Source organism: Micromonospora sp. HB375 (assembly GCF_017872985.1).
In the GTDB taxonomy this organism is placed as follows: Bacteria; Actinomycetota; Actinomycetes; order Mycobacteriales; family Micromonosporaceae; genus Micromonospora; species Micromonospora chalcea.
On record NZ_JAGGJO010000001.1, the window covers coordinates 4153481 to 4175070 of the forward strand.

Annotated in this window: 14 protein-coding genes; 2 read left to right on the forward strand and 12 right to left on the reverse strand. The window is 71.0% G+C overall.

The window, feature by feature from the left end; genetic code table 11:
• Positions 1-48 precede the first annotated feature (48 nt).
• Positions 49-2802, forward strand: a complete 2754-nt coding sequence (locus J3R08_RS19070) for a beta-L-arabinofuranosidase domain-containing protein (RefSeq protein WP_209962322.1) — start codon at positions 49-51, stop codon at positions 2800-2802.
• Between the two features lie 124 nt (positions 2803-2926).
• On the opposite strand, the gene J3R08_RS19075 is transcribed toward J3R08_RS19070, so the two are convergent.
• The 9 genes from J3R08_RS19075 to araB all read right to left on the reverse strand — a co-directional run bounded on the left by J3R08_RS19075 (position 2927) and on the right by araB (position 15194).
• Positions 2927-3916 carry a LacI family DNA-binding transcriptional regulator gene (locus J3R08_RS19075; protein WP_176722811.1) on the reverse strand — a complete coding sequence of 330 codons (990 nt, stop codon included), beginning with the start codon at positions 3914-3916 and terminating at the stop codon, positions 2927-2929.
• 321 nt (positions 3917-4237) lie between these two features.
• Positions 4238-6316 carry an RICIN domain-containing protein gene (locus J3R08_RS19080; protein WP_205796401.1) on the reverse strand — a complete coding sequence of 693 codons (2079 nt, stop codon included), beginning with the start codon at positions 6314-6316 and terminating at the stop codon, positions 4238-4240.
• A gap of 247 nt (positions 6317-6563) precedes the next feature.
• Positions 6564-8066 carry an L-arabinose isomerase gene (araA, locus tag J3R08_RS19085; protein WP_043323318.1) on the reverse strand — a complete coding sequence of 501 codons (1503 nt, stop codon included), beginning with the start codon at positions 8064-8066 and terminating at the stop codon, positions 6564-6566.
• A 26-nt stretch (positions 8067-8092) separates the two neighbouring features.
• Positions 8093-9085, reverse strand: a complete 993-nt coding sequence (yjfF, locus tag J3R08_RS19090) for a galactofuranose ABC transporter, permease protein YjfF (RefSeq protein ID WP_043323316.1) — start codon at positions 9083-9085, stop codon at positions 8093-8095.
• Positions 9082-10152: an ABC transporter permease gene (locus J3R08_RS19095; protein ID WP_043323315.1), complete on the reverse strand. Its 1071-nt coding sequence runs from the start codon at positions 10150-10152 to the stop codon at positions 9082-9084. Before J3R08_RS19095 ends, yjfF begins: the two co-directional genes overlap by 4 nt.
• Positions 10149-11690: a sugar ABC transporter ATP-binding protein gene (locus J3R08_RS19100; protein WP_043323312.1), complete on the reverse strand. Its 1542-nt coding sequence runs from the start codon at positions 11688-11690 to the stop codon at positions 10149-10151. The genes J3R08_RS19095 and J3R08_RS19100 overlap by 4 nt, the downstream gene beginning before the upstream one ends.
• Before the next feature lie 70 nt (positions 11691-11760).
• Positions 11761-12756, reverse strand: coding sequence for an ABC transporter substrate-binding protein (locus J3R08_RS19105; protein ID WP_043323310.1), 996 nt, complete (start codon positions 12754-12756; stop codon positions 11761-11763).
• Between the two features lie 96 nt (positions 12757-12852).
• Complete coding sequence (locus J3R08_RS19110) at positions 12853-13524, reverse strand: L-ribulose-5-phosphate 4-epimerase (RefSeq protein ID WP_043323308.1); 672 nt, start codon at positions 13522-13524, stop codon at positions 12853-12855.
• Positions 13521-15194 (reverse strand): ribulokinase, encoded by a 1674-nt coding sequence (gene araB / locus J3R08_RS19115; protein ID WP_166456019.1) that lies wholly within the window; start codon positions 15192-15194, stop codon positions 13521-13523. The genes J3R08_RS19110 and araB overlap by 4 nt, the downstream gene beginning before the upstream one ends.
• Before the next feature lie 643 nt (positions 15195-15837).
• On the opposite strand from araB, the gene J3R08_RS19120 reads away from it, so the two are divergent.
• On the forward strand, positions 15838-17493 hold the full coding sequence (locus J3R08_RS19120) for a ricin-type beta-trefoil lectin domain protein (RefSeq protein WP_187693871.1): 1656 nt from the start codon (positions 15838-15840) through the stop codon (positions 17491-17493).
• 59 nt (positions 17494-17552) lie between these two features.
• Here J3R08_RS19120 and mmsB read toward each other — a convergent pair whose 3' ends face one another.
• The 3 genes from mmsB to chvE all read right to left on the reverse strand — a co-directional run bounded on the left by mmsB (position 17553) and on the right by chvE (position 21558).
• A complete protein-coding gene (gene mmsB, locus J3R08_RS19125) occupies positions 17553-18800 on the reverse strand; it encodes a multiple monosaccharide ABC transporter permease (RefSeq protein WP_043323303.1) in 1248 nt (415 codons plus the stop codon).
• A complete protein-coding gene (gene mmsA, locus J3R08_RS19130) occupies positions 18797-20335 on the reverse strand; it encodes a multiple monosaccharide ABC transporter ATP-binding protein (protein WP_064445617.1) in 1539 nt (512 codons plus the stop codon). Before mmsA ends, mmsB begins: the two co-directional genes overlap by 4 nt.
• An 83-nt stretch (positions 20336-20418) precedes the next feature.
• Positions 20419-21558 (reverse strand): multiple monosaccharide ABC transporter substrate-binding protein, encoded by a 1140-nt coding sequence (gene chvE, locus J3R08_RS19135; protein ID WP_043323299.1) that lies wholly within the window; start codon positions 21556-21558, stop codon positions 20419-20421.
• Positions 21559-21590 lie beyond the last annotated feature (32 nt).

Here is a 21590-nt window from a genome sequence, read left to right on the forward strand (position 1 = left end):
CACCACCACCGTCCCCGCCACCACCGTCCCCCGCCACGGAGGCCGTCCATGCCCGCTCCCCTGGTGAACCGCCGATTCCTGCTCCGCGCCACCGGCGCCACCGCCGTCGCGGCGACCGCCGGCGCCGCCGCCGGGTCCGTCACCGCAGGCGGTACGGCGCACGCCGCGCTGCCACCGGCCCGCCCCGACATCGGCGTGTCCGCGTACGCGTTCGACCCGGGCCAGGTCCGGCTGACCGCGAGCCGGTGGCAGGACAACGAGAACCGCACAGTGGCGTACCTGCGCTTCGTGGACGTCAACCGGCTGCTCTACAACTTCCGGGCCAACCACCGCCTGTCCACCGGCGGCGCCGCCGCCAACGGTGGCTGGGACGCGCCGAACTTCCCGTTCCGCACCCACATGCAGGGTCACTTCCTGACCGCCTGGGCGCAGGCGTGGGCGGTGCTCGGCGACACCACCTGCCGGGACAAGGCGCTCACCATGGTCGCCGAGCTGGCCCGCTGCCAGGCCAACAACGGCGCGGCCGGGTTCAGCGCCGGCTACCTGTCCGGCTTCCCGGAGTCCGACTTCACCGCGCTGGAGGCCCGGACGCTCAGCAACGGCAACGTCCCCTACTACTGCATCCACAAGACGCTGGCCGGGCTGCTGGACGTGTGGCGGCTGATCGGCAGCACCCAGGCCCGGGACGTGCTGCTGGCGCTGGCCGGCTGGGTCGACCAGCGCACCAGCCGGCTCACCTCGGCCCAGATGCAGGCCATGCTCGGCACCGAGTTCGGCGGCATGAACGCGGTGCTGACCGACCTCTACCAGCAGACCGGCGACGGGCGGTGGCTGACCGTCGCGCAGCGGTTCGACCACGCCGCCGTGTTCAACCCGCTCGCCGCCAACTCCGACCAGCTCAACGGGCTGCACGCCAACACGCAGGTGCCCAAGTGGATCGGTGCGGCCCGGGAGTACAAGGCCACAGGCGTCACCCGCTACCGGGATATCGCCACCAACGCGTGGGCCATCACCGTCGGCGCGCACACGTACGCCATCGGCGGCAACAGCCAGGCCGAGCACTTCCGCGCCCCGAACGCGATCGCCGGCTACCTGCGCAACGACACGTGCGAGGCGTGCAACACGTACAACATGCTCAAGCTGACCCGGGAGCTGTGGCAGCTCGACCCGGACCGCGTCGCGTACGCCGACTTCTACGAGCGCGCGCTGCTCAACCACATGATCGGCCAGCAGAACCCGGCCGACGCGCACGGCCACGTCACGTACTTCACCCCGCTCAACCCGGGCGGGCGGCGCGGTGTCGGCCCGGCATGGGGCGGCGGCACCTGGAGCACCGACTACAACTCGTTCTGGTGCTGCCAGGGCACCGGGCTGGAGACCAACACCACGCTCGCCGACGCGATCTACTTCCACAACGGCACCACGCTGACCGTCAACCTGTTCATGCCCTCGGTGCTCACCTGGAGCCAGCGCGGCATCACCGTCACCCAGGCCACCTCGTACCCGGTCGGCGACACCACGACGCTGACCGTCACCGGCTCGGTGAGCGGGTCGTGGACGATGCGGATCCGGATCCCGGCGTGGACCAGCGGGGCGAGCGTCAGCGTCAACGGCGTCGCGGCCGGCATCGCCACCACGCCCGGCAGCTACGCCGCCCTGACCCGCGACTGGACCTCCGGCGACACGGTCACGGTCCGGCTGCCGATGCGGGTGGCGACGGTGGCCGCCAACGACGACGCCGCGGTCGCCGCGATCACGTACGGGCCGGTGGTGCTCTCCGGCAACTACGGCAACACCACGCTGAGCGCGCTGCCGACGCTGGACCCGGCCTCGGTCACCCGTACCGGCACGGGCAGTCTCGCGTTCACCGCCCGGGCCGACGGCGCCACCGTCGACCTCGGCCCGTTCTACGACGCCCACGGGCACAACTACACGGTCTACTGGCGGGTCGGCACGGGCGGTGGTGGCGGCGAGGCGAGTTTCCGGCTGGCGAACGCGGCGAGCGGGCTGGTGCTCGGGATCCAGAACATGTCCACCGCAGACGGCGGGCTCGCGCTGCAGTGGGGTGACACCGGCACCGCCGACCACGACTGGCAGCTCGTGGTCGACGGGTCGGCGCTGCGGCTGCGCAACGTCAACAGCGGCAAGGTGCTGGGCGTGGAGAACATGTCCACCGCCGACGGTGCCCGGATCCTGCAGTGGGCGGACAACGGCACCGCCGACCATCTCTGGGCCGTCGTCGACGTCGGCGACGGCAGCCACAAGCTGCGCAACGTGCACACCGGCAAGCTGCTCGGCATCTCCGGCGGCTCGACCGCGCAGGGCGCGTTCGCCGTGCAGGACCCGGACAACGGCAGCCTGGACAACCAGTGGCGGTTCCTGCCCAACGGCGCGCGGCGGATCCAGAACCTCGGCAGCGGGCTGGTGCTCGGCGTGCAGAACATGTCCACCGCCGACGGCGGGCCGGTCATCCAGTGGGGCGACACCGGGACCGCCGACCACCTCTGGACCGCGCTCGTGGACACCGGCGGCTACCTGCGGCTGCGCAACGGCAACAGCGGCAAGGTGCTGGGCGTCGAGGGCGCCTCGACAGCGGCCGGCGCCCGGATCGTCCAGTGGGCCGACAACGGCGCCGCCGACCACAGGTGGCGGCTGCGGCACGGCGGCGGCGGCTGGTTCCGGATCCAGTGCGCGAACGGGGGCCGCGTCCTCGGCCTCAGCGGCGGCTCGGGCACCCAGGGCGCGCAGGCGGTCCTCGCCGACGACACCGGCGCCGCCCACCAGCGCTGGCGCTTCCTCTGACCCACCCACCCCCGCCGCCCCAGCTCGCCGATCTTGCGCTTTCGGCCCCCGCGAAGTTCGCCAACCGGACATCCTGCGGGCGCGAAGTGCAAGATCGGCGAGGGCGGGTGGGACGCCGGGTGGGTCAGCGGGTGGGGGGTGGGCCCACGCTTCGGCGCGGGACCAGCGTCGGGGCGATGGTCTGGCGCAGCGGGCCTGCCGACTCCGACTCGATCTGGGCCAGCAGGAGGTCCAGGCTCGCCGCGGCCACCGCCGTGAAGTCGGGCCGCACCGTGGTCAGCGGCGGAATGAAGTACGCCGCCTCGGGCACGTCGTCGAACCCGACGACGCTGATGTCGTCCGGTACGCGGCGGCCGTGCTCGTGCAGCGCGCGCAGCACGCCCAGCGCCAGGTGGTCGTTCGCCGTGAAGACCGCGGTGACCTCCGGCATCCGGGCCAGCATCTGCCCGCACCGGTAACCCGCGGCAGCGGACCAGTCCGCCGGGACCAGCGGCGGAACCTCGGCGCCCGCCTGCCGCAACGCCTCGCGCCACCCCTCGATCCGGCCGGCGCTGTCGAACCAGTCCGACGGGCCGGACACGTGCCAGACGGTGCGGTGCCCGGCGGCGAGAAGGTGCTCGGTGGCGGCCCGGGCGCCGGCGACCTGGTCGACGGTGACCAGCGGGATCGGCCGCCGGGGGTCGCCGTCGACTGTCACCAGCGGCACGTCGTGGGGCAGCCGTTCCAGCGCCTCCCCGGCCGACTCGACCGGCGCGATCACCACTATGCCGGCCACCCGGTGCGCCAGGTGCCGCTCCACCGCCGCCGAGATGGAACGGTGGTCGAGGTCGCGGACGCTGCCGACGCTCACCGCGAAACCCGCCTCGGCGGCGGTCTGCTCCAGCGCGGCCAGCAGCGACGCCGGGCCGTACAGCGTGGTGTTCTGCGCGACCACGCCGATCACCTGGGAACGGCCGGTCACCAGCGCGCGGGCCGCGCGGTTGGGCCGGTAGCCGAGCTCGGTGATGGCGGCCTGGACCCGCAGCCGGGTCTGTTCACGCACGTTGGGATGCCCGTTGAGCACCCGGGAGACCGTCTGGTGCGAAACCCCGGCGAGGCGAGCCACGTCCGTCATCGCAGGACCGCGCACGGCCACCTCACTTTCGCCACTGCCCGCGGCGGCCACACCCGGTCGATCTCGACCGGACCGTCCCGGGTGGCGACAGTCTACGCCAGCGGTCCCATCGGTATCGCTACCGCAGATCGACCGTTCCCACCGTGGCGCGCCGATTATCGCGGAATCGACAGGCGGCTCATTCCCTTCCGTTGCGCAGCGGCACGAACAGGCAGCTCGGAGCGGGTGGAATTGGGCCCGGGGTGCGGCATTTCCGGCGATTGCCGGAGCCGCACCCCGGGCTATGGAAGATGTGTCAACGGCCGCGAATGGTGACCGTTGTCACGGTGTCGTCAGCGAGAACTGCCGCACCGTCACCGCGCCGCCAAGCGATTGCGTGGCGTAGTTGAAGAAGCCGAACCGGTAGCCCATGAAGAACTGCCACGCGTTGTTGAGCGTCAGCGCGTTGCCCAGCGACACGAAGTTCACCCCGTCGGTGCTGTAGGAGAACCGCGCCTGCCGTCCGGAGCCGGGCCGGATGTCGGCGTTGGCCCGCAACCAGATCCGCCCGCCGGACACCGCCGCGCTGGCGATCTCCGTCCCGGTGCTCGTGGTGTTCCAGTTCGAGCCCATGGTCAGACCGTTTGTCATCACCACCCGGGTCGCGCCGTTGTCCCGCCGTACGCCGATCCAGGCCGAACTGTCCCGCAGCATCGCCAGGCCGGCCCGGTCACCGTCGCGCATGGTCGAGTAGTCCAGCTCGATGGTGCCGGTCGAGGTCGGACCCTGGATGCGGTGGGTGAGCGTGTTGCGGGCCCGGTACAGGTCGTTCGTGACGGTGGCGGTCTGCAGGCGCAGGCCGTTGTTCACCGACCACCTGCTGTTGTCCGGGTTGTGGTTCCACTCGTACTGCGGGCCGAGCGTGGTGCCGGAGAACGTGTCGGTGCCGGTGAGCGGCTTGACCGGGCGGGTCGGCAGCGGGTTGGGATAGCTCGCGCCCCAGGCCCCGTTGACGGTCTGCAGCTGCGGCCAGCCGTCGGAGGTCCAGGTGATCGGCGCCAGCGTCGGCATCCGGCCGCCCGGGTAGGCGTCGGTGAACGCCATGTAGTACCAGGCGCCGGTCTGCGTCTGCACCAGCCCGCCCTGGTGCGGCACGCCGCCACCGGAGATCGGGCCGGGCAGGTTCAGCAGCACCTGCCGCTGCTCGTACGGGCCGAACGGGCCGTTCGTGGACTTCAGCACGTACTGGCCGTTGGCCGGCCGGGTCAGCCAGATGTAGTACGCGCCGTTGCGCTTGTAGAAGCGCGCCCCCTCCAGCGTGCCGATGCTCGACGGCGTCTGGTAGACCTGCTGCGCCCGCACCTGGCTGCGCCCGTCGGCGGAGAGCTGGGCAACGCTGATCGTGCCGTTGCCGTACGCGACGTACATGGTGTCGTTGTCGTCGATCAGCATGCCGGCGTCGTAGTAGCAGTTGGGGATGGTGGCAAGGCGGCTCCACGCGCCGTCCACGGCGGTGGCGGTGTAGATGTGGGTCTGCGCGAAATCGATGCACCCGGCCCAGTAGAACGTGCGGTTGCTCGGCCGGTAGTTCAGCGTCGACGCCCAGATGCCGTCCACGTACGCCTGCTCGCTGGCGCTCAGGTCGTACTTGGTGCCGAACTCCAGCCGCGGCACCGAGTGCCCGGCGAACTCCCAGTTCACCAGGTCCCAGGAGCGAAGCACCGGCGCGCCGGGCGAGTAGTGCATGGTGGAGGCGGACATGTAGTAGACGTCGCCGACCCGGATGATGTCGACGTCGGCGAAGTCCTGCCAGACCGCCGGGTTGGTGAAGTTGCCGCTCGGCGTGCCCGGGTCACCCGGGTTGCCGCCGACCCGCACCAGCTGCCACTGCTGGTTCGCGCCGTTCCAGTCGTCGTACTGGACGATGTTGCCGCCGTCGGCGGTGGAGGCGTTCTGCACCTCCATCACCTTGTTCGAGTTCCGGTTGATCAGCCGGACGTACCCGCTGTCGGAGTCGGCCAGCCGGAACTGCTGGTTGGTGCCGCCGTGGTCGGTCCACTGGACCACCGCGGCCCCGTTGGCGGTGGACGCGCCGGTCACGTCCAGCACCTTGCCCGAGTGCCGGGAGCGCAGCCGGTAGTAGCCACCGCCGGAGTCCACGAACTGCCACTGCTGCCAGGCGCCGTCGTTGCGCGTCCACTGGGTGATCCGCGCGCCGTCGTTCGTCGCCTGGTTGTACAGGTCCAGCGCCTTGCCGCTGTTGCGGTTCACCAGCACGTAGTACGCGCTGGTGTCCACGGTGGCCGCGGAGACGGGCGCGGGCACGGCGCCCACCACCACGCCACCGACAAGCAGCGCCACCACCCCGGCCAGCAGCCGGGACAGGCGTCCACGTCCACGGGACAGTCGAGCCGTCACCATGATCCTCCTTCGTCGACCGGAGCCCGGGCACGGCGACGCGCGCCGACGACGTCGGCGTTATCGCTAACAGCGATGCCCACCCAGGCGGGAGTCGGATCCCTGGCAACTGCGGCGCAGATCGCGCCCGGAACGGCCCGCGAGCGGTGCCGGTGACCCTATCCATCGACTGTGAGCGATAACATGGCGTTCGTCAAGGCGTAACACGCCGCCCGCCACGCGGGGTCGGCGCGGCGGGCGGCGAGGGGGTTCAGAAGCCCCGGGCGAGCCGGTAGTACGCCTGGTTCCAGCGCAGCTCGTCGGCGAAGCGGTGCGGGCGCGTCTCCGCGTCGATGACCACCAGCTCGGTCCGAGCCATCGCGGCCAGGTCACGCAGCTCCTCCACGCCGACGGCCTGGGAGAGCACGGTGTGGTGCGGCGCGCCCGCGGTGATCCACGCCTCCGCCGAGCCGGCCAGGTCGGGCTGCGGACGCCAGACCGCGCGCGCCACCGGCAGCCGGCGCAGCGGGTGCGGCGGCGGCACCACGTCCACCGCGTTGGCCACCAGCCGGAACCGCTCCCCCATGTCCGCCATGCCCAGCACCACGGCCGGGCCGGGCGCGGCGTCGAAGACCAGGCGCACCGGGTCCTCCCGCCCGCCGATGCTCAGCGGATGCACCTGCGCGCTCGGCACGTCGGCGGCGATGCTCGGGCACACCTCCAGCATGTGCGCGCCGAGGATCAGCTCCTGGCCGAACGTCAGGTCGTAGGTGTAGTCCTCCATGAACGAGGTGCCGCCCGGCACCCCGACGGCCATCGCCTTGAGCGTGTGCACCAGCACCGAGGTCTTCCAGTCGCCCTCGCCGCCGAAGCCGTAGCCGTCGGCCATCAGGCGCTGCACCGCGATCCCGGGAAGCTGGCGCAGCCCGCCGAGGTCCTCGAAGTTCGTGGTGAACGCCCGGAACCCGCCGGCCTCCAGGAACGCGCGCAGGCCCAGCTCCTGGCGCGCCGCGTACCGCAGCGAGTCGTGCCGGTCCCCGCCGGGCCGCAGCTCCGGCGCCACCCGGAAGGTGTCGTCGTACTCCTTGACCAGGTCGTCCACCTGCGCGTCCGCCACCTGGTCGACGGCCGCGACGAGGTCGTTGACGCCGTAGGTGTTCACCGATACGCCGAAGCGCAGCTCCGCCTCGACCTTGTCCCCCTCGGTGACCGCGACGTCGCGCATGTTGTCGCCGAAGCGCGCCAGCCGCAGCGTCCGCAGCGCCGACCAGCCGACGGCGGCCCGGGCCCAGGCCGCGACCCGGCCGACGACGCGCGGGTCGGTGACGTGGCCGGCGACGGTCTTGCGGGCCACCCCGAGCCGGGTCTGGACGAACCCGAACTCCCGGTCGCCGTGCGCGGCCTGGTTGAGGTTCATGAAGTCCATGTCGATCTCGTCCCACGGCAGCGCCACGTTCGCCTGCGTGTGCAGGTGCAGCAGCGGCGTCCGTAGCGCGTCCAGCCCGGAGATCCACATCTTGGCCGGGGAGAACGTGTGCATCCAGGCGATCACCCCGACCGCGCCCTGCACGGCCGCGTCCCGGCACACCGCCAGGATGTCCGCGCTGGAGGTGAGGACCGGCTTCCAGACCACGCGGACGGGGATGTCCGGCGAGGAGTCCAGGCGCGCGGCGATCTGCCGGGACTGCTCGGCGACCTGCCGCAGGGTGTCCTCGCCGTAGAGGCCCTGGCTGCCGGTGAGGAACCAGACCTCGGGCTGGGGGTGAGTTGCCATGTTGTTGCCTTCCGCGCTAGGAACCGTCACTTGAACCGGATGCCGATGAGGCGCTGGAGGAGGATGAACGCGAAGAGCAGCCCGCCGATCACGATCTTGGTCCACCAGGAGTTGAGGCTGCCGTCGAACGTGATCAGGGTCTGGATCACGCCGAGCACCAGCACGCCGAGCACGGTGCCGAAGACGTACCCGGAACCGCCGGTGAGCACGGTGCCGCCGATCACCACAGCCGCGATCACGTCCAGCTCCATCCCGACGGCGATCAGCGGCGCGCCGGAGAGCGTGTAGAACGACAGCAGGATGCCGCCGATGGCCGAGCAGAGCCCGCTGATCGTGTAGACGGCGATCCGGGTCCGCGCCACCGGCAGGCCCATCAGCAGCGCCGACTGCGCGTTGCCGCCGACCGCGTACACGTTGCGGCCGAACCGGGTGTACGCCAGCACGTACGCCGCGATCAGCACCACCGCGAACGCGATGAGCACACTGATCGAGACGAAGTTGCCGGCCGGGTCGCCGATGCGCTGCTGCGACATCGACGTCCAGAAGCCGTCGGTGATGGAGATCGAGGAGTCGCTGATGAACGTGCACATGCCGCGGGCGAAGAACATCCCGGCGAGTGTGACGATGAACGGCTGGATCTCGAAGAAGTGGATCGCGCAGCCCATCAGGAAGCCCAGCGTCGGGCCGATCAGCAGCGCGATGACCAGCACCAGCGCCGCGGGCAGGCCGTCGCGCAGCAGCGACGCCGACACCATCGCGGTCATCGCGACCACCGAGCCGACGGACAGGTCGATGCCGCCGGTGAGGATCACGAACGTCATGCCGACCGCGACGACGAGCAGGAAGCCGTTGTCGATGAAGACGTTGAAGACGACCTGGATGTTGGAGAACGCGCGGTACTGGGACACGCCGATGCCGTACATGACGAGCAGCAGGGCGAGCGTGGCCAGCACCGGGACGTGCCGCCGGGGCAGGCTGGGCCGCCAGGAGCGGCCGGTGGTCAACGACGTGCTGCTCATGCCGGCACCTGCTCCTTCTCCCGCTGCGGCGCCGCCGGCCCGGGCTCGGTCCCGCGCCGCCGCCGGCGCAGCCGGGCGCGGAACGCCGGGGCCTGCACGAGGCAGACGGCGATGACGACGACCGCCTTGAACAGCAGCGACGTCTGCGGCGAGATGTTCATGGCGTACACGGTGGTGGTCAGGGTCTGGATGATCAGCGCGCCGAGGACGGTGCCGCCGAGGGAGAACCGGCCCCCGGCGAGCGACGTGCCGCCGATCACGACCGCCAGGATCGCGTCGAGCTCGATCCACAGGCCGGCGGCGTTGCCGTCGGCGCTGGACACGTTCGCGGTGACCATGAAGCCGGCGAGCGCGGCGCAGGCGGCGCTGATCACGTAGACGAGGAAGACGATGCGCCGCGACCGGATGCCGGCCAGCCGGCTGGCCTCGGCGTTACCGCCGACCGACTCGACGATCAGGCCGAGCGCGGTACGCCGGGTGAACGCGGCCACCAGCAGCGCGGCGGCGAGCGCGATCAGGATGGCCAGCGGCAGCGTCAGGAAGTGCCCGAGCCCGATCGCCCGGTACGGCCCGGAGTTGATCGTGATGATCTGCCCCTCGGTGACCAGCTGGGCGATGCCCCGGCCGGCCACCATGAGGATCAGCGTGGCGATGATCGGCTGGATGCCGATGACCGCCACGAGCACGCCGTTCCACGCGCCGAGCACCAGCGCGGCGCCGAAGGCCAGCGCCAGCGCGGTGGCCACCGTGGCCGGGCTGTTCTGGTCGGCCGCCCCGCTGATGTGCAGGCAGGCGATCGCGCCGCTGATGGCGCAGAGCGACCCGACGGACAGGTCGATGCCGCCGGTGGCGATGACGAGCGTCATCCCGAGCGCGACCAGGATCAGCGGCGCGCTCAGCCGCAGGATGTCGATGGGCGTGCCGTACAGGTGGCCGTTCTTGACCTCGACGGCGAGGAAGCCGGGACGGTAGACGGTGTTCGCGGCGAGCATCACCACGAGCACCAGCGCCGGCCAGAACAGGCGGTGGCCGGTGAGCGGGCGGAGGCGGGCGGCGACGGCGGTCATCGGGTCACCTCCTTCCGCGTGGTGCCGCTGGCGATGGTGCGCATGACGCGGTCGGCGTCGAGCGTGTCGTCGTTGTCGAGCTGGGCGACCATCTCGCGGTCGCGCATGACCGCGACCCGATGGCTCAGGCGCAGCACCTCCTCCAGCTCGGCGGAGATGAACAGCACCGCCATGCCGCCGTCGGAGAGCTGCACCACCAGCTTCTGGATCTCGGCCTTCGCGCCGACGTCGATGCCGCGGGTCGGCTCGTCCAGGATGAGCAGGCGCGGCTCGGTGATGAGCCAGCGGGCCAGCAGCACCTTCTGCTGATTGCCGCCGGACAGGTTGCGCACCGGCAGTTCCGGGTTGGCCGGGCGGATGCTCAGCGCCTCGACGTACCTGCGGACCAGCTCGTCCTGGCGGCGGCGCGGGATCGGACGCAGCCAGCCGCGCGCGGCCTGCATCGCCAGGATCATGTTCTCCCGGACCGTCAGCTCCGGGACGATGCCCTCGGCCCGCCGGTTCTCCGAGCAGAAGCCGACGCCCTGGCCGATGGCCTGGATCGGGTTGCGCACCGGCGCCCGGCCGCCGTCGAGCCGGACCTGGCCGTGGTCGGCCCGGTCCGCGCCGAAGATCAGCCGCGCCACCTCGGTACGGCCGGAGCCGAGCAGTCCGGCCAGGCCGACCACCTCACCGGCGTGGATGCGCAGGCTGAACGGGGCGACCGCGCCACGCCGGCCCAGCCCGTCGGCGTCCACCAGCGGGGCCTCGTCCGCGGTGTCGACGGTGGCGCGTTTCTGCTGCTCGTCGAGCCGCTCCAGCACGTCCAGCTCCTGCCCGATCATCTTCTCGACCAGGCTGAACTGCGGCAGCTCCTCGGTGCGGTACTCCCCCACCAGCGTGCCGTTGCGCAACACCGTGATGCGGTCCGCGATGCCGTAGACCTGGTCGAGGAAGTGCGTGACGAACAGGATCGCGATGCCCTCGTCACGGAGCTGGCGCATGATCCGGAACAGCTGCGCCACCTCGCCGGCGTCCAGGCTGGACGTCGGCTCGTCCAGGATCAGCACCCGGGCCTGCACGTCGATCGCCCGGGCGATGGCGACCATCTGCTGCACCGCGAGCGAGTACGTGCCCAGCGGCGCGGAGACGTCGAGGTCGAGGTCGAGCCGGGCCAGCAGGTCGCGGGCCCGCCGGCGCATCTCGCCCCAGCGCACCGCGCCGAGCCGGCGCGGCTCGCGGCCGATGAAGACGTTCTCCGCCACCGACAGGTTGGTGCAGAGGTTGACCTCCTGGTAGACGGTGCTGACGCCGGCCGCGGCGGCCTGCATCGGCCCGCTGAACGAGACCTGCTCGCCGTCGAGGGTGATGACGCCCGCATCGGTCCCGTAGACGCCGGTCAGCACCTTGATCAGGGTGGACTTGCCGGCGCCGTTCTCACCCATCAGGGCGTGGACCTCGCCCGGGAACAGCCGAAAGTCGACGTCGTGCAGCGCGCGGACCCCGGGGAAGGTCTTGCTGATGCCGGTCATGGTCAGGACCGGACGGTTACCCGTCATCCCATCGGACCTCTTCTAGACGGTGGTGGCACGGGGGCCGCCGTCTCGCGACGGCGACCCCCGGGGTGGGTCAGTACTTGCGGTTGGGCAGTGCCTCCTTGGCCTGCTCCTGGGTGAAGGTGGTCTCCTCGGTCTCGATCCGGGCGGGGACCTCCTCGCCGGCCTTGACCTTCTTGACCAGCTCCATCAGCTGCGGGCCGAGCAGCGGGCTGCACTCGGCGATGAAGTTGAACTTGCCGTCCGCGAGGGCCTGCATGCCGTCCTTCACCGCGTCGACGGTGATGATGGTGATGTCCTTGCCGGGCGTCTTGCCCGCCGCGCTGATCGCCTCGAGCGCGCCCAGGCCCATGTCGTCGTTGTGCGCGAAGAGCACGTCGATCTTCGGGTTGGCCTTGAGGAACTGCTCCATGACCTGCTTGCCGCCGGCCCGGGTGAAGTCACCCGACTGCGACGCGACGATCTTCAGGTTGGGGTTGGCGGCGATCGCCTCGGCGAAGCCCTTCTTCCGGTCGTTGGCCGGGGCCGAGCCGGTGGTGCCCTGCAGCTCGACGATGTTGACCGGGCCGGACGCCGCCTTCTTCTGCTCCACCAGCCACTCGCCGGCGAGGCGGCCCTCCTTGACGAAGTCCGAGCCGAGGAACGTCTTGTAGAGCGACTTGTCGGCCGAGTCGACCGCGCGGTCGGTCAGGATGACCGGGATCTTCGCGTCCTTGGCCTCCTTGAGCACGGTGTCCCAGCCCGACTCCACCACCGGCGAGAAGGCGATCACGTCGACCTTCTGCTGGATGAAGTTGCGGATCGCCTTGATCTGGTTCTCCTGCTTCTGCTGCGCGTCGTCGAACTTCAGCTCGATGCCGGCCTCGGCGGCCGCTTCCTTGATCGAGGTGGTGTTCGCGGTGCGCCAGCCGCTCTCGGCGCCCACCTGGGAGAAACCCAGGACGATCTTGTCGTTGCCGTCACCGGAATCGCCACCGGTGTCGCTGTTGCCGCAGGCCGCCATGCTGCCGGCGAGCAGCACGCCGGCGAGCGCGGCGATGACCCTGCGGGCCGTGCTCCTGGTACTCATCGGTTCTCCTCCGGGGTTGGATGTTCCGGACGCGCGGCGGGGAGCCGGTGCGTCCGGGTGTGGTGGTGGGGTGGGTGCGCGGCGCCCGGTCCGGGGTCAGGGCGCCGGCGGGCGTTGGCCGTAGACGTTCTGGTAACGGTCGTAGAGCGAGTCGATGTCGGCCGGCGCGATCGGCAGCGGCTGCCCGAGCGCTCGGGCCAGGTGCGCGGTGCGGGCGACGTCCTCGCACATCACGGCGGCCTTGACCGCCGCCCGGGCGTCCCGGCCGATGGTGAACACGCCGTGGTTGCGCATGAGCACCGCGGGCGAGCGGTGCCCGGACAGCGTGCTGACGATCCCCTTGCCGATGTCGTCGCCGCCGATCAGCGCGAACGGCCCGACCGGGATCTCCCCGCCGAACTCGTCGGCCTGCGCGGTCAGCCAGCACGGGATCGCCTCGCCCCGGGCCGCCCAGGCGGTGGCGTAGCCGCTGTGGGTGTGCACCACGCCGCCGACCTCGGGCATCGCGCGGTAGACGTAGGCGTGCGCGGCGGTGTCGCTGGACGGCGAGCCGCCGCCGTCGACGACAGTGCCGCTCAGGTCGCAGACCACCATGGACTCGGCGGTCAGGTCGTCGTAGTCGACGCCGCTGGGCTTGATGACCATCAGGTCCTGACCGGGTACGCGGGCCGAGACGTTGCCGGCGGTCCAGGCCACCAGCCCGTAGCGGGTCAGCTCGCGGTGCAGGCGGGCCACCGTCTCGCGCAGCTCAGCGACCTGGCTGTTCATCCGACCACCTCCAAGGGCGCGGCGGCGCGGGCGTCGACCGCCGCGTTGCGGATCGCCCGCAGGCGCAGCATGACGTCGTTCGCGCCGCGGCCGAAGTGGTCGTGCAGCGCGCGGTACTCGGCGTAGAGCGCGTCGTACGCCCGGACGTTCTCCGGTACGGGCCGGTAGACCGCCTCCTCGATCCGGCCCATGGCGGCGGACGCCTCGTGGATCGACTGGTACTCGCCGGCCGCGACAGCGGCGTGGATGGCCGAGCCGAGCGCCGGTCCCTGGGCGGAGCCGATGATGCTCAGCGGCCGGTTCGTGACGTCGGCGTAGATCTGCATCAGCAGCCGGTTGGAGGTGAGCCCGCCGGCCACCACCAGGTCGTCGACCGGCACTCCGGCCTGCGCGAACGCTTCGACGATCATCCGGGTGCCGTACGCGGTGGCCTCCAGCAGCGCCCGGTAGACGTCCGGCGGCCGGGTGGCCAGCGTCAGCCCGACAATCAGCCCGCTCAGGTCGTGGTTGACCAGCAGCGACCGGTTGCCGTTCCACCAGTCCAGCGCCACCAGGCCGTGCGCGCCGACCGGCTGGGCCGCGGCGGCCTCGGTGAGCCGCTCGTGCGAGTCGAATCCGGCCGGGGCGCCGTGGCGCACGAACCAGCCGAAGATGTCCCCCACGCCGCTCTGCCCGGCCTCGAAGCCCCAGGCGCCGGGGCTGATGCCGCCGTCGACCACGCCGCACATGCCCGGCACCTCGGCCGGGTGGGTGCCGTTGAGCACGTGGCAGGTGGAGGTGCCCATGATGGCCACCAGCCGGCCGGGCCGCAGCGCCTGGGCGGCGGCGGCGGTGACGTGCGCGTCGACGTTGCCGACCGCGACCGCGATGCCCTCGGGCAGGCCGGTCCAGGCGGCGGCGCGGGCGTCGAGCGCGCCGGCCCGCGCGCCCAGCGGCAGCAGCGGACCGTCCAGCTTGGTGACGAAGTCGGTGAAGTCCGGGTCGAGCGCGGCCAGGTAGTCCGGGGACGGGTACCGGCCGTCCTGCCGGATGCCCTTGTAGCCGGCGGTGCAGACGTTGCGCGTCTCGACGCCGCACAGCTGCCAGACGATCCAGTCGGCCGCCTCGATGAAACGATCGGCGCGCCGGTAGATCTCCGGGTCCTCGTCCAGGATCTGCAGCCCCTTGGCGAACTGCCACTCCGCCGAGATCTTGCCGCCGTAGCGGCCGATCCACGGCTCGCCGCGTTCGTGCGCCAGCGCGTTGATCCGGTCGGCGTGCGGCTGCGCGGCGTGGTGCTTCCAGAGCTTGACCCAGGCGTGCGGCCGGTGGCGCAGCTCCGGGATCTCGCACAGCGGCGTGCCGTCGGCGAGCGTCGGCAGGACCGTGCAGGCGGTGAAGTCGATGCCGATCCCGACCACCAGTGCCGGGTCCACACCGGCCGCCGAGAGCGCTGCCGGTACGGCGTGGCGCAGCACGTCGCGGTAGTCGTCGGGGTCCTGCAGCGCCCAGTCCGGCGGCAACGCCGGGCCGTCGTCGGGCAGCGCGGTCTCGATGACCCCGTGCCGGTAGTCGTGCACCGCGGTGCCGAGTTCAGCGCCGTCGCGGACCCGGACCACCAACGCCCGGCCGGACAACGTGCCGAAGTCGACCCCGATCACGTACCGGTCGGTCGCGTCCACTTCGCTCATTTGCACCTCCGCCGTGTCACGGAGTTAGTGTTAGCGCTCACATACACATCCGTCAAGACACGTCCGGGCAACAGCTACGTAACGAGCGGCGGCGCCCGGAACCGGCGTCCTCCGCCCCGCACGGACCGGCCCGGCCGCCGGCCGGGAGATCCACGCCGACGGCGCGGTCGAACCTCGGGTAGACGGCCTGTTAGCGACAACAATCGATGGAACTTCCGGAAATTCTCTCGGCGTTCCCGACTCCCCCGGCCCGAGGGCCCAGATGCCGCCGCGGGGCCGCCCAGAAGGCCGCTCAGCGGCTCTTTTTCTCGCCGCGGCACCCTCGGCAGCAGGCCGCCGCAAGCCGCCCGAGGGTCGCCAGGCTATTTACAGTGTTTGATGTCAGCGATAACATTTCGCCATCCCCACACACTGTGGCGCCGCTGTCCGGGAAACCCCGGCGCCGCAGCCGGGCGGCGACGGACGGCGACCCCGTCGACCGCCGGAACCCCACCACCCACGAGCGCCCGCCGGCACCGACCGGCCCTGGTGGAACTACCGTGCCGCGTCCGTCCCCGTGGACCACGGGCGACGCCGTGCGACCGGCGGGCCGCTCCCTTCCGGGTACCGGCACGGACGGCGCCCGGCCACCGAGGAGGACCCAGTGCGCAGATGGACCCGACGGACGCTCGCCGTCCTGGGTGTCGCGGCGGTGGCGCTCGCAGCCACCGTCACCGACGGGGCAGTCGCCCCACGCCCGGCCCGGGCGCTGGACAACGGCGTCGCCCGTACGCCGCCGATGGGGTGGAACACCTGGAACACGTTCGGCTGCAACATCAACGAGACCCTCATCCAGCAGACCGCCGACGCGATCGTCGCCAACGGACTGCGCGACCTCGGGTACAAGTACGTCGTCGTGGACGACTGCTGGTTCAACCCGAACCGGGACGCGCAGGGCAACCTCCAGGCGCACCCGCAGCGGTTTCCCAGCGGGATGAAGGCGCTCGGTGACTACCTGCACGCCCGTGGCCTGCTGTTCGGCATCTACCAGGTGCCGCTGGACAAGACCTGCGCCCAGGTCGGCGGCGCGTTCCCCGGCGCCACCGGCAGCCTCAACCACGAGTACCAGGACGCGCGGCAGTTCGCCGCGTGGGGCGTGGACTACCTCAAGTACGACTGGTGCTCCGGCACCGGGACGATAAACGACCAGGTGGCGCGGTTCGGCATCATGCGCGACGCGCTGGCCTCCACCGGCCGGCCGATCGTCTACAGCATCAACCCCAACAGCTACCACGCCAAGACCGGGCCGCAGCGCAACTGGAGCGACGTGGCGAACCTCTGGCGGACCACCGAGGACATCACCAACGCGTGGAACACCGGCCAGACCAACGGCTACCCGATGGGCATCCAGAACATCGTCGACGTCACGGTGCCCCTGGCCGGGTACGCCGCCCCCGGCGGTTTCAACGACCCGGACATGCTGGAGGTCGGCCGAGGGGGCATGAACGACACCGAGATGCGCAGTCACTTCGCGCTCTGGTCGATGCTGGCGGCGCCGCTGATGATGGGCCACGACGTCCGCTCGACGAACGCGGCCACGCTGGCGATCCTGCGCAACGCCAACCTGGTCGCGATCAACCAGGACACGCTCGGCCGCCAGGCGGTCCAGGTCTCCTTCGACGGCACCCGGCGGGTGCTGGCCAAGCCGCTGGCCAACGGAGACGTGGCGGTCGCCCTGTTCAACCAGGGCAGCTCGACCACCACCGTCTCCACCACGGCGGCCGCGATCGGCAAGAGCGGCAGCTCGTTCACGCTGCGCGACGCCTGGACCGACGCCACCTCCAGCACCAGCGGCGCGATCTCCGCCAGCGTCCCGGCCCACGGCACCGTGGTCTACCGGGTCAGCGGCGGCGGCACCACGACCCCGCCACCGGTCCCGACCACGTTCCGGCTGCGCAGCGAGTCGTCCGGCCGGTGCCTCGACGTCGACAACGCCGGCACCGCCAACGGCACCGGCACGCTGATCTGGGACTGTCACAACAACGCCAATCAGCAGTTCACCGCCAACGGGCAGGCGTTGCAGGTGCTCGGCAAGTGCCTGGACGTGCCGACGAACGCGACCGCCGGCACCCGGGTGCAGATCTGGGACTGCAACGGCGGCACCAACCAGCAGTGGACCATCAACGGCAACGGCACGGTGAGCAACGTGCGCTTCCCGTCGCTGTGCCTGGACGTCGACAACGCGGGCACCGCCAACGGCACCCGGGTGATCGTCTGGACCTGCCACGGCAACGCCAACCAACGGTGGAGCCGGGCGTGAGCGGCTGCGGCCGGTGAACGGCGGTCGGCCGGACGAAGGGGCGAGCGTCCGGCCGGCCGTCACCGGGCGCCGGCCGCCCGGCGCTTGTTCCAGATGTCGAACGCCACCGCCACGAGCAGGACGAGACCCTTCACCACCGACTGGACGGACTGGTCGACGCCCATGAGCTGCATCCCGTTGCTCATCACCGCCATGATCAGGCCACCCACCATGGCGCCGACCACCGTGCCGACCCCGCCGGTGACCGCCGCGCCGCCGATGAAGGCGGCCGCGATCGCGTCCAGCTCGAACATGTTGCCGGCGGCCGGCTGGGCGCCGTTGGACCGGGACGAGTAGATCACGCCCGCCACGGCGGACAGGAAGCCCATGTTGACGAAGATCCAGAAGTTGACCCGCTTCACCCGGACGCCGGACAGCATCGCCGCGGGCAGGTTGCCGCCGATCGCGTACACCTGCCGGCCGAACACGGTACGGCGGGTGAGCAGGCCGTAGATCAGCACCAGCACGGCCAGCACGATGAGCACGATCGGCAGGCCGCGGGCGTTGGCGAGCTGCCAGGCGAACCACATGACCACGGCGCCGACCACCACGATCCGCAGGACGAACAGCGGGAACGACTCCACCGGCTGCTCGTGGCGTACCCGGGCGACGCGGGTCCGGAACACGGCCACCGCGTACCCGACGACGGCGAACGCGCCGATGAACAGCGTGAAGGCGTCGTAGCCCTCGCCGCCCAGCAGTCCGTTGAGGAAGCCGGCGGCGACCCGCTGGTACTCCTCGGGGAACGGCGACAGCGAGATGTTGTCCAGCACCCGCAGCGTGAGGCCGCGGAACAGGAGCATGCCGGCCAGGGTGACGATGAAGGCCGGGATCCCGGCGTACGCGACCCAGAGCCCGTGCCACGCGCCGACCGCGACGCCCACCGCGAGCGCGGCCAGCACGCCGGCCCACCAGGGCATGCCCTCCCGGATGACGAGCACCGCGGAGACCGCTCCGGTGAGCGCCACCACCGATCCCACGGACAGGTCGATGTGGCCGCCGATGATCACGATGACCATGCCGATCGCGAGCACCAGGATGTAGGAGTACTGGAGCACGATGTTGGTCAGGTTGCCGGGGCTGAGCGAGACACCGTCGGTGAGCACCGCGAACAGCGCGACGATCACCACCAGGGCGATGTAGATGCCGCTCTGCCGCAGGTTGCCGAGGATCAGCGTGCGCGGATCGCTGGTGCCGGTGTGCAGGCTGGCGGCCGCGCCGGTGTCGGGCGCGGCGACCTTCTGGGGGGTGGGCTTCGTGCTGGTCATCGGACGAGATCCCTGTCCTTGGTCATGAGTTCCATCAGGTTCTCCTGGGTGGCCTCGCGCACCGGCATCTCCCCGGTGATCCGGCCGGCCGCGAGGGTGTAGACGCGGTCGCACATGCCGAGCAGCTCGGGCAGTTCGGAGGAGATGAGGACCACCGCCTTGCCCTCGGCCACCAGCCGGTTGACGATCGTGTAGATCTCGAACTTCGCGCCGACGTCGATGCCCCGGGTCGGCTCGTCGAGGATCAGCACGTCCGGGTCGGTGAACAGCCACTTCGCCAGCACGACCTTCTGCTGGTTGCCGCCGGAGAGCTTGCCCACCACCGACATCACGGTCGGGGCCTTGATGTTCATGTCGCGCCGTCCCCGCTCGGCGACCTGGATCTCCCGGTTGCCGTCGATCCAGCCGTTGCGGGCGAGCTTGTCGAGCGCGGCGGCCGAGATGTTGCCCCGGACGTCGTCGATGAGGTTGAGGCCGTAGTGCTTGCGGTCCTCGGTGGCGTACGCGATGCCGTTGGCGATCGCCTCGGCCACCGTGCGCGCCCGCACCTCGCGGCCCTTGACGTACAGGCGGCCGCTGATGTCGCGGCCGTAGGCGCGGCCGAACACGCTCATGGCCAGCTCGGTGCGCCCGGCGCCCATCAGGCCGGCGATGCCGACGACCTCACCGGCGCGCACGTGCAGCGAGGCCCGGTCGACCACCAGGCGGTCCTGTGTCGGGTGCCGCACCGTCCAGTCCTCGATCCGCAGCACCTCCTCGCCGGGGGTGACGTCGCGGGTCGGGTAGAAGGTGGCCAGGTCGCGCCCGACCATGCCGCGGATGATCCGGTCCTGGGTCGCGCCGCCGTCGGCCATGTCGAGCGTCTCGACGGTACGGCCGTCGCGGATGACGGTGGTCGAGTCGGCGATCGCCGTGATCTCACCCAGCTTGTGCGAGATCATGATGCAGGTGATGCCCTGGTCGCGGAGGCTGCGCATCAGGTCGAGCAGGTGCGCCGAGTCGACGTCGTTGAGCGCCGCTGTGGGCTCGTCGAGGATCAGCAGCCGCACCTTCTTGGACAGCGCCTTGGCGATCTCCACCAGCTGCTGCTTGCCGACGCCCAGCTGGATGACCGGGGTGACCGGGTTCTCGTGCAGCCCGACCGACCGCAGCAGCGCCGCGGCCTCGGCGTTGGTGCGGTGCCAGTCGATGAGCCCGCCGCGGCCCCGGCGCTCGTTACCGAGGAAGATGTTCTCGGCGATCGACAGGTACGGCACCAACGCGAGTTCCTGGTGGATGATGACGATGCCGCGCGCTTCGCTGTCCTGGATGCCCCGGAAGCCGACCGGCTCGCCGTCCAAGACGATCTGGCCGTCGTAGCTGCCCGCCGGGTAGACCCCGGACAGCACCTTCATCAGGGTGGACTTGCCGGCGCCGTTCTCGCCGCAGATCGCGTGGATCTCGCCGCGCCGTACGGCGAGCGAGACGTCCTGCAGCGCGGTGACCCCGGGGAAGGTCTTCGTGATGCCACGCATCTCGAGGATGTGGTCGCTCATGGGTATCCGTCCTGCTCGTGGTCGTGGTGTCCGGAGCGGGGCGGGCCCGGTGGCGTACCGCGCCACCGGGCCCGCCGGCCGGATCAGCCGGCTCGGCCGGCGGCGACCTCCTGCTCGGTCAGGTAACCGGAGTCGATCAGGACGGACTTGATGTCCTCCTTGTAGACCGTCTGGACCGGCAGCAGGAACGCCGGCACGACCTTGACGCCGTTGTTGTACGCCTTGGTCTCGTTGGCCTTCGGCTCCTCCTTGCGCAGGAACGCCTCGGCGGCGATCACCGCCTGCTCGGCCAGCAGGCGGGTGTCCTTGAACACGGTGGAGCTCTGCACGCCGTCGTTGATGAGCTTGACGGACGCGACCTCGGCGTCCTGCCCGGTCACCACCGGCATCTTCTTGGCGCCGCCGCGGTAACCGGCGTTCTGCAGGGCGGTGATGATGCCCCGGGAGAGGCCGTCGAACGGCGACAGCACGCCGTCGACCTTGCTGCCGTCGTTGTAGCTGGAAGTGAGCAGGTCCTCCATCCGCTTCTGCGCGGTCTCCTGCTGCCAGCGCAGGATGGCGGCCTGCTCGATCTTGGTCTGCCCCGACTTGACCTTCAGCGTCCCGGCGTCGAAGTACGGCTTGAGCGTGTCCATCGCGCCGTTGAAGAAGAAGCCGGCGTTGTTGTCGTCGAGCGAGCCGGCGAACAGCTCCACGTTGAACGGGCCGGTCGCGGCGCCCTTGGACCCGTCCTTGTTCAGCAGGCCGAGGCCGACCAGGAGCGCGTTGGCCTGCGCCACGCCCACCTTGTAGTTGTCGAAGCTGACGTAGAAGCTGACGTTGGGGCTGTTACGGATGAGCCGGTCGTAGGAGATGACCGGGATCTTCGCGGCCGCGGCGGCCTGGAGCTGGCCGCTGAGCGCGGTGCCGTCGATCGGGGCGATGACCAGCACGTCCGCGCCCTGAGTGATCATCTGGTCGATCTGCTGCGACTGGGTGGGGATGTCGTCCCCGGCGTACTGCAGGTCGACCTTGTAGCCCTTGGCCTGCAACTTCTCCTTCACCGAGTTGCCGTCGGCGATCCACCGTTCCGAGGTCTGGGTCGGCATCGAGACGCCGATCGTCAGGTCGCCGGGCTTGGCGGAGCTGGTGTCCGAGCCGCCTCCGGCGCCCTCGCCGCTGCACGCGGCCAGGCTGATCGCGAGCGCGGCGCCGCTGACTGCGGCCAGGATTCGTCTGCGCACGAGCGTCCTCTCCCCTCCGTGGGCCCCTGTGA

Coding starts and splice junctions, on each gene's coding strand:
- J3R08_RS19080 (WP_205796401.1), bottom strand. CDS start 6,316: ATGGTGACGGCTCGACTGTCCCGTGGACGTGGACGCCTGTCCCGGCTG.
- J3R08_RS19075 (WP_176722811.1), bottom strand. CDS start 3,916: ATGACGGACGTGGCTCGCCTCGCCGGGGTTTCGCACCAGACGGTCTCC.
- J3R08_RS19110 (WP_043323308.1), bottom strand. CDS start 13,524: ATGAACAGCCAGGTCGCTGAGCTGCGCGAGACGGTGGCCCGCCTGCAC.
- J3R08_RS19100 (WP_043323312.1), bottom strand. CDS start 11,690: ATGACGGGTAACCGTCCGGTCCTGACCATGACCGGCATCAGCAAGACC.
- J3R08_RS19105 (WP_043323310.1), bottom strand. CDS start 12,756: ATGAGTACCAGGAGCACGGCCCGCAGGGTCATCGCCGCGCTCGCCGGC.
- J3R08_RS19070 (WP_209962322.1), top strand. CDS start 49: ATGCCCGCTCCCCTGGTGAACCGCCGATTCCTGCTCCGCGCCACCGGC.
- J3R08_RS19095 (WP_043323315.1), bottom strand. CDS start 10,152: ATGACCGCCGTCGCCGCCCGCCTCCGCCCGCTCACCGGCCACCGCCTG.
- yjfF (WP_043323316.1), bottom strand. CDS start 9,085: ATGAGCAGCACGTCGTTGACCACCGGCCGCTCCTGGCGGCCCAGCCTG.
- mmsA (WP_064445617.1), bottom strand. CDS start 20,335: ATGAGCGACCACATCCTCGAGATGCGTGGCATCACGAAGACCTTCCCC.
- araB (WP_166456019.1), bottom strand. CDS start 15,194: ATGAGCGAAGTGGACGCGACCGACCGGTACGTGATCGGGGTCGACTTC.
- mmsB (WP_043323303.1), bottom strand. CDS start 18,800: ATGACCAGCACGAAGCCCACCCCCCAGAAGGTCGCCGCGCCCGACACC.
- araA (WP_043323318.1), bottom strand. CDS start 8,066: ATGGCAACTCACCCCCAGCCCGAGGTCTGGTTCCTCACCGGCAGCCAG.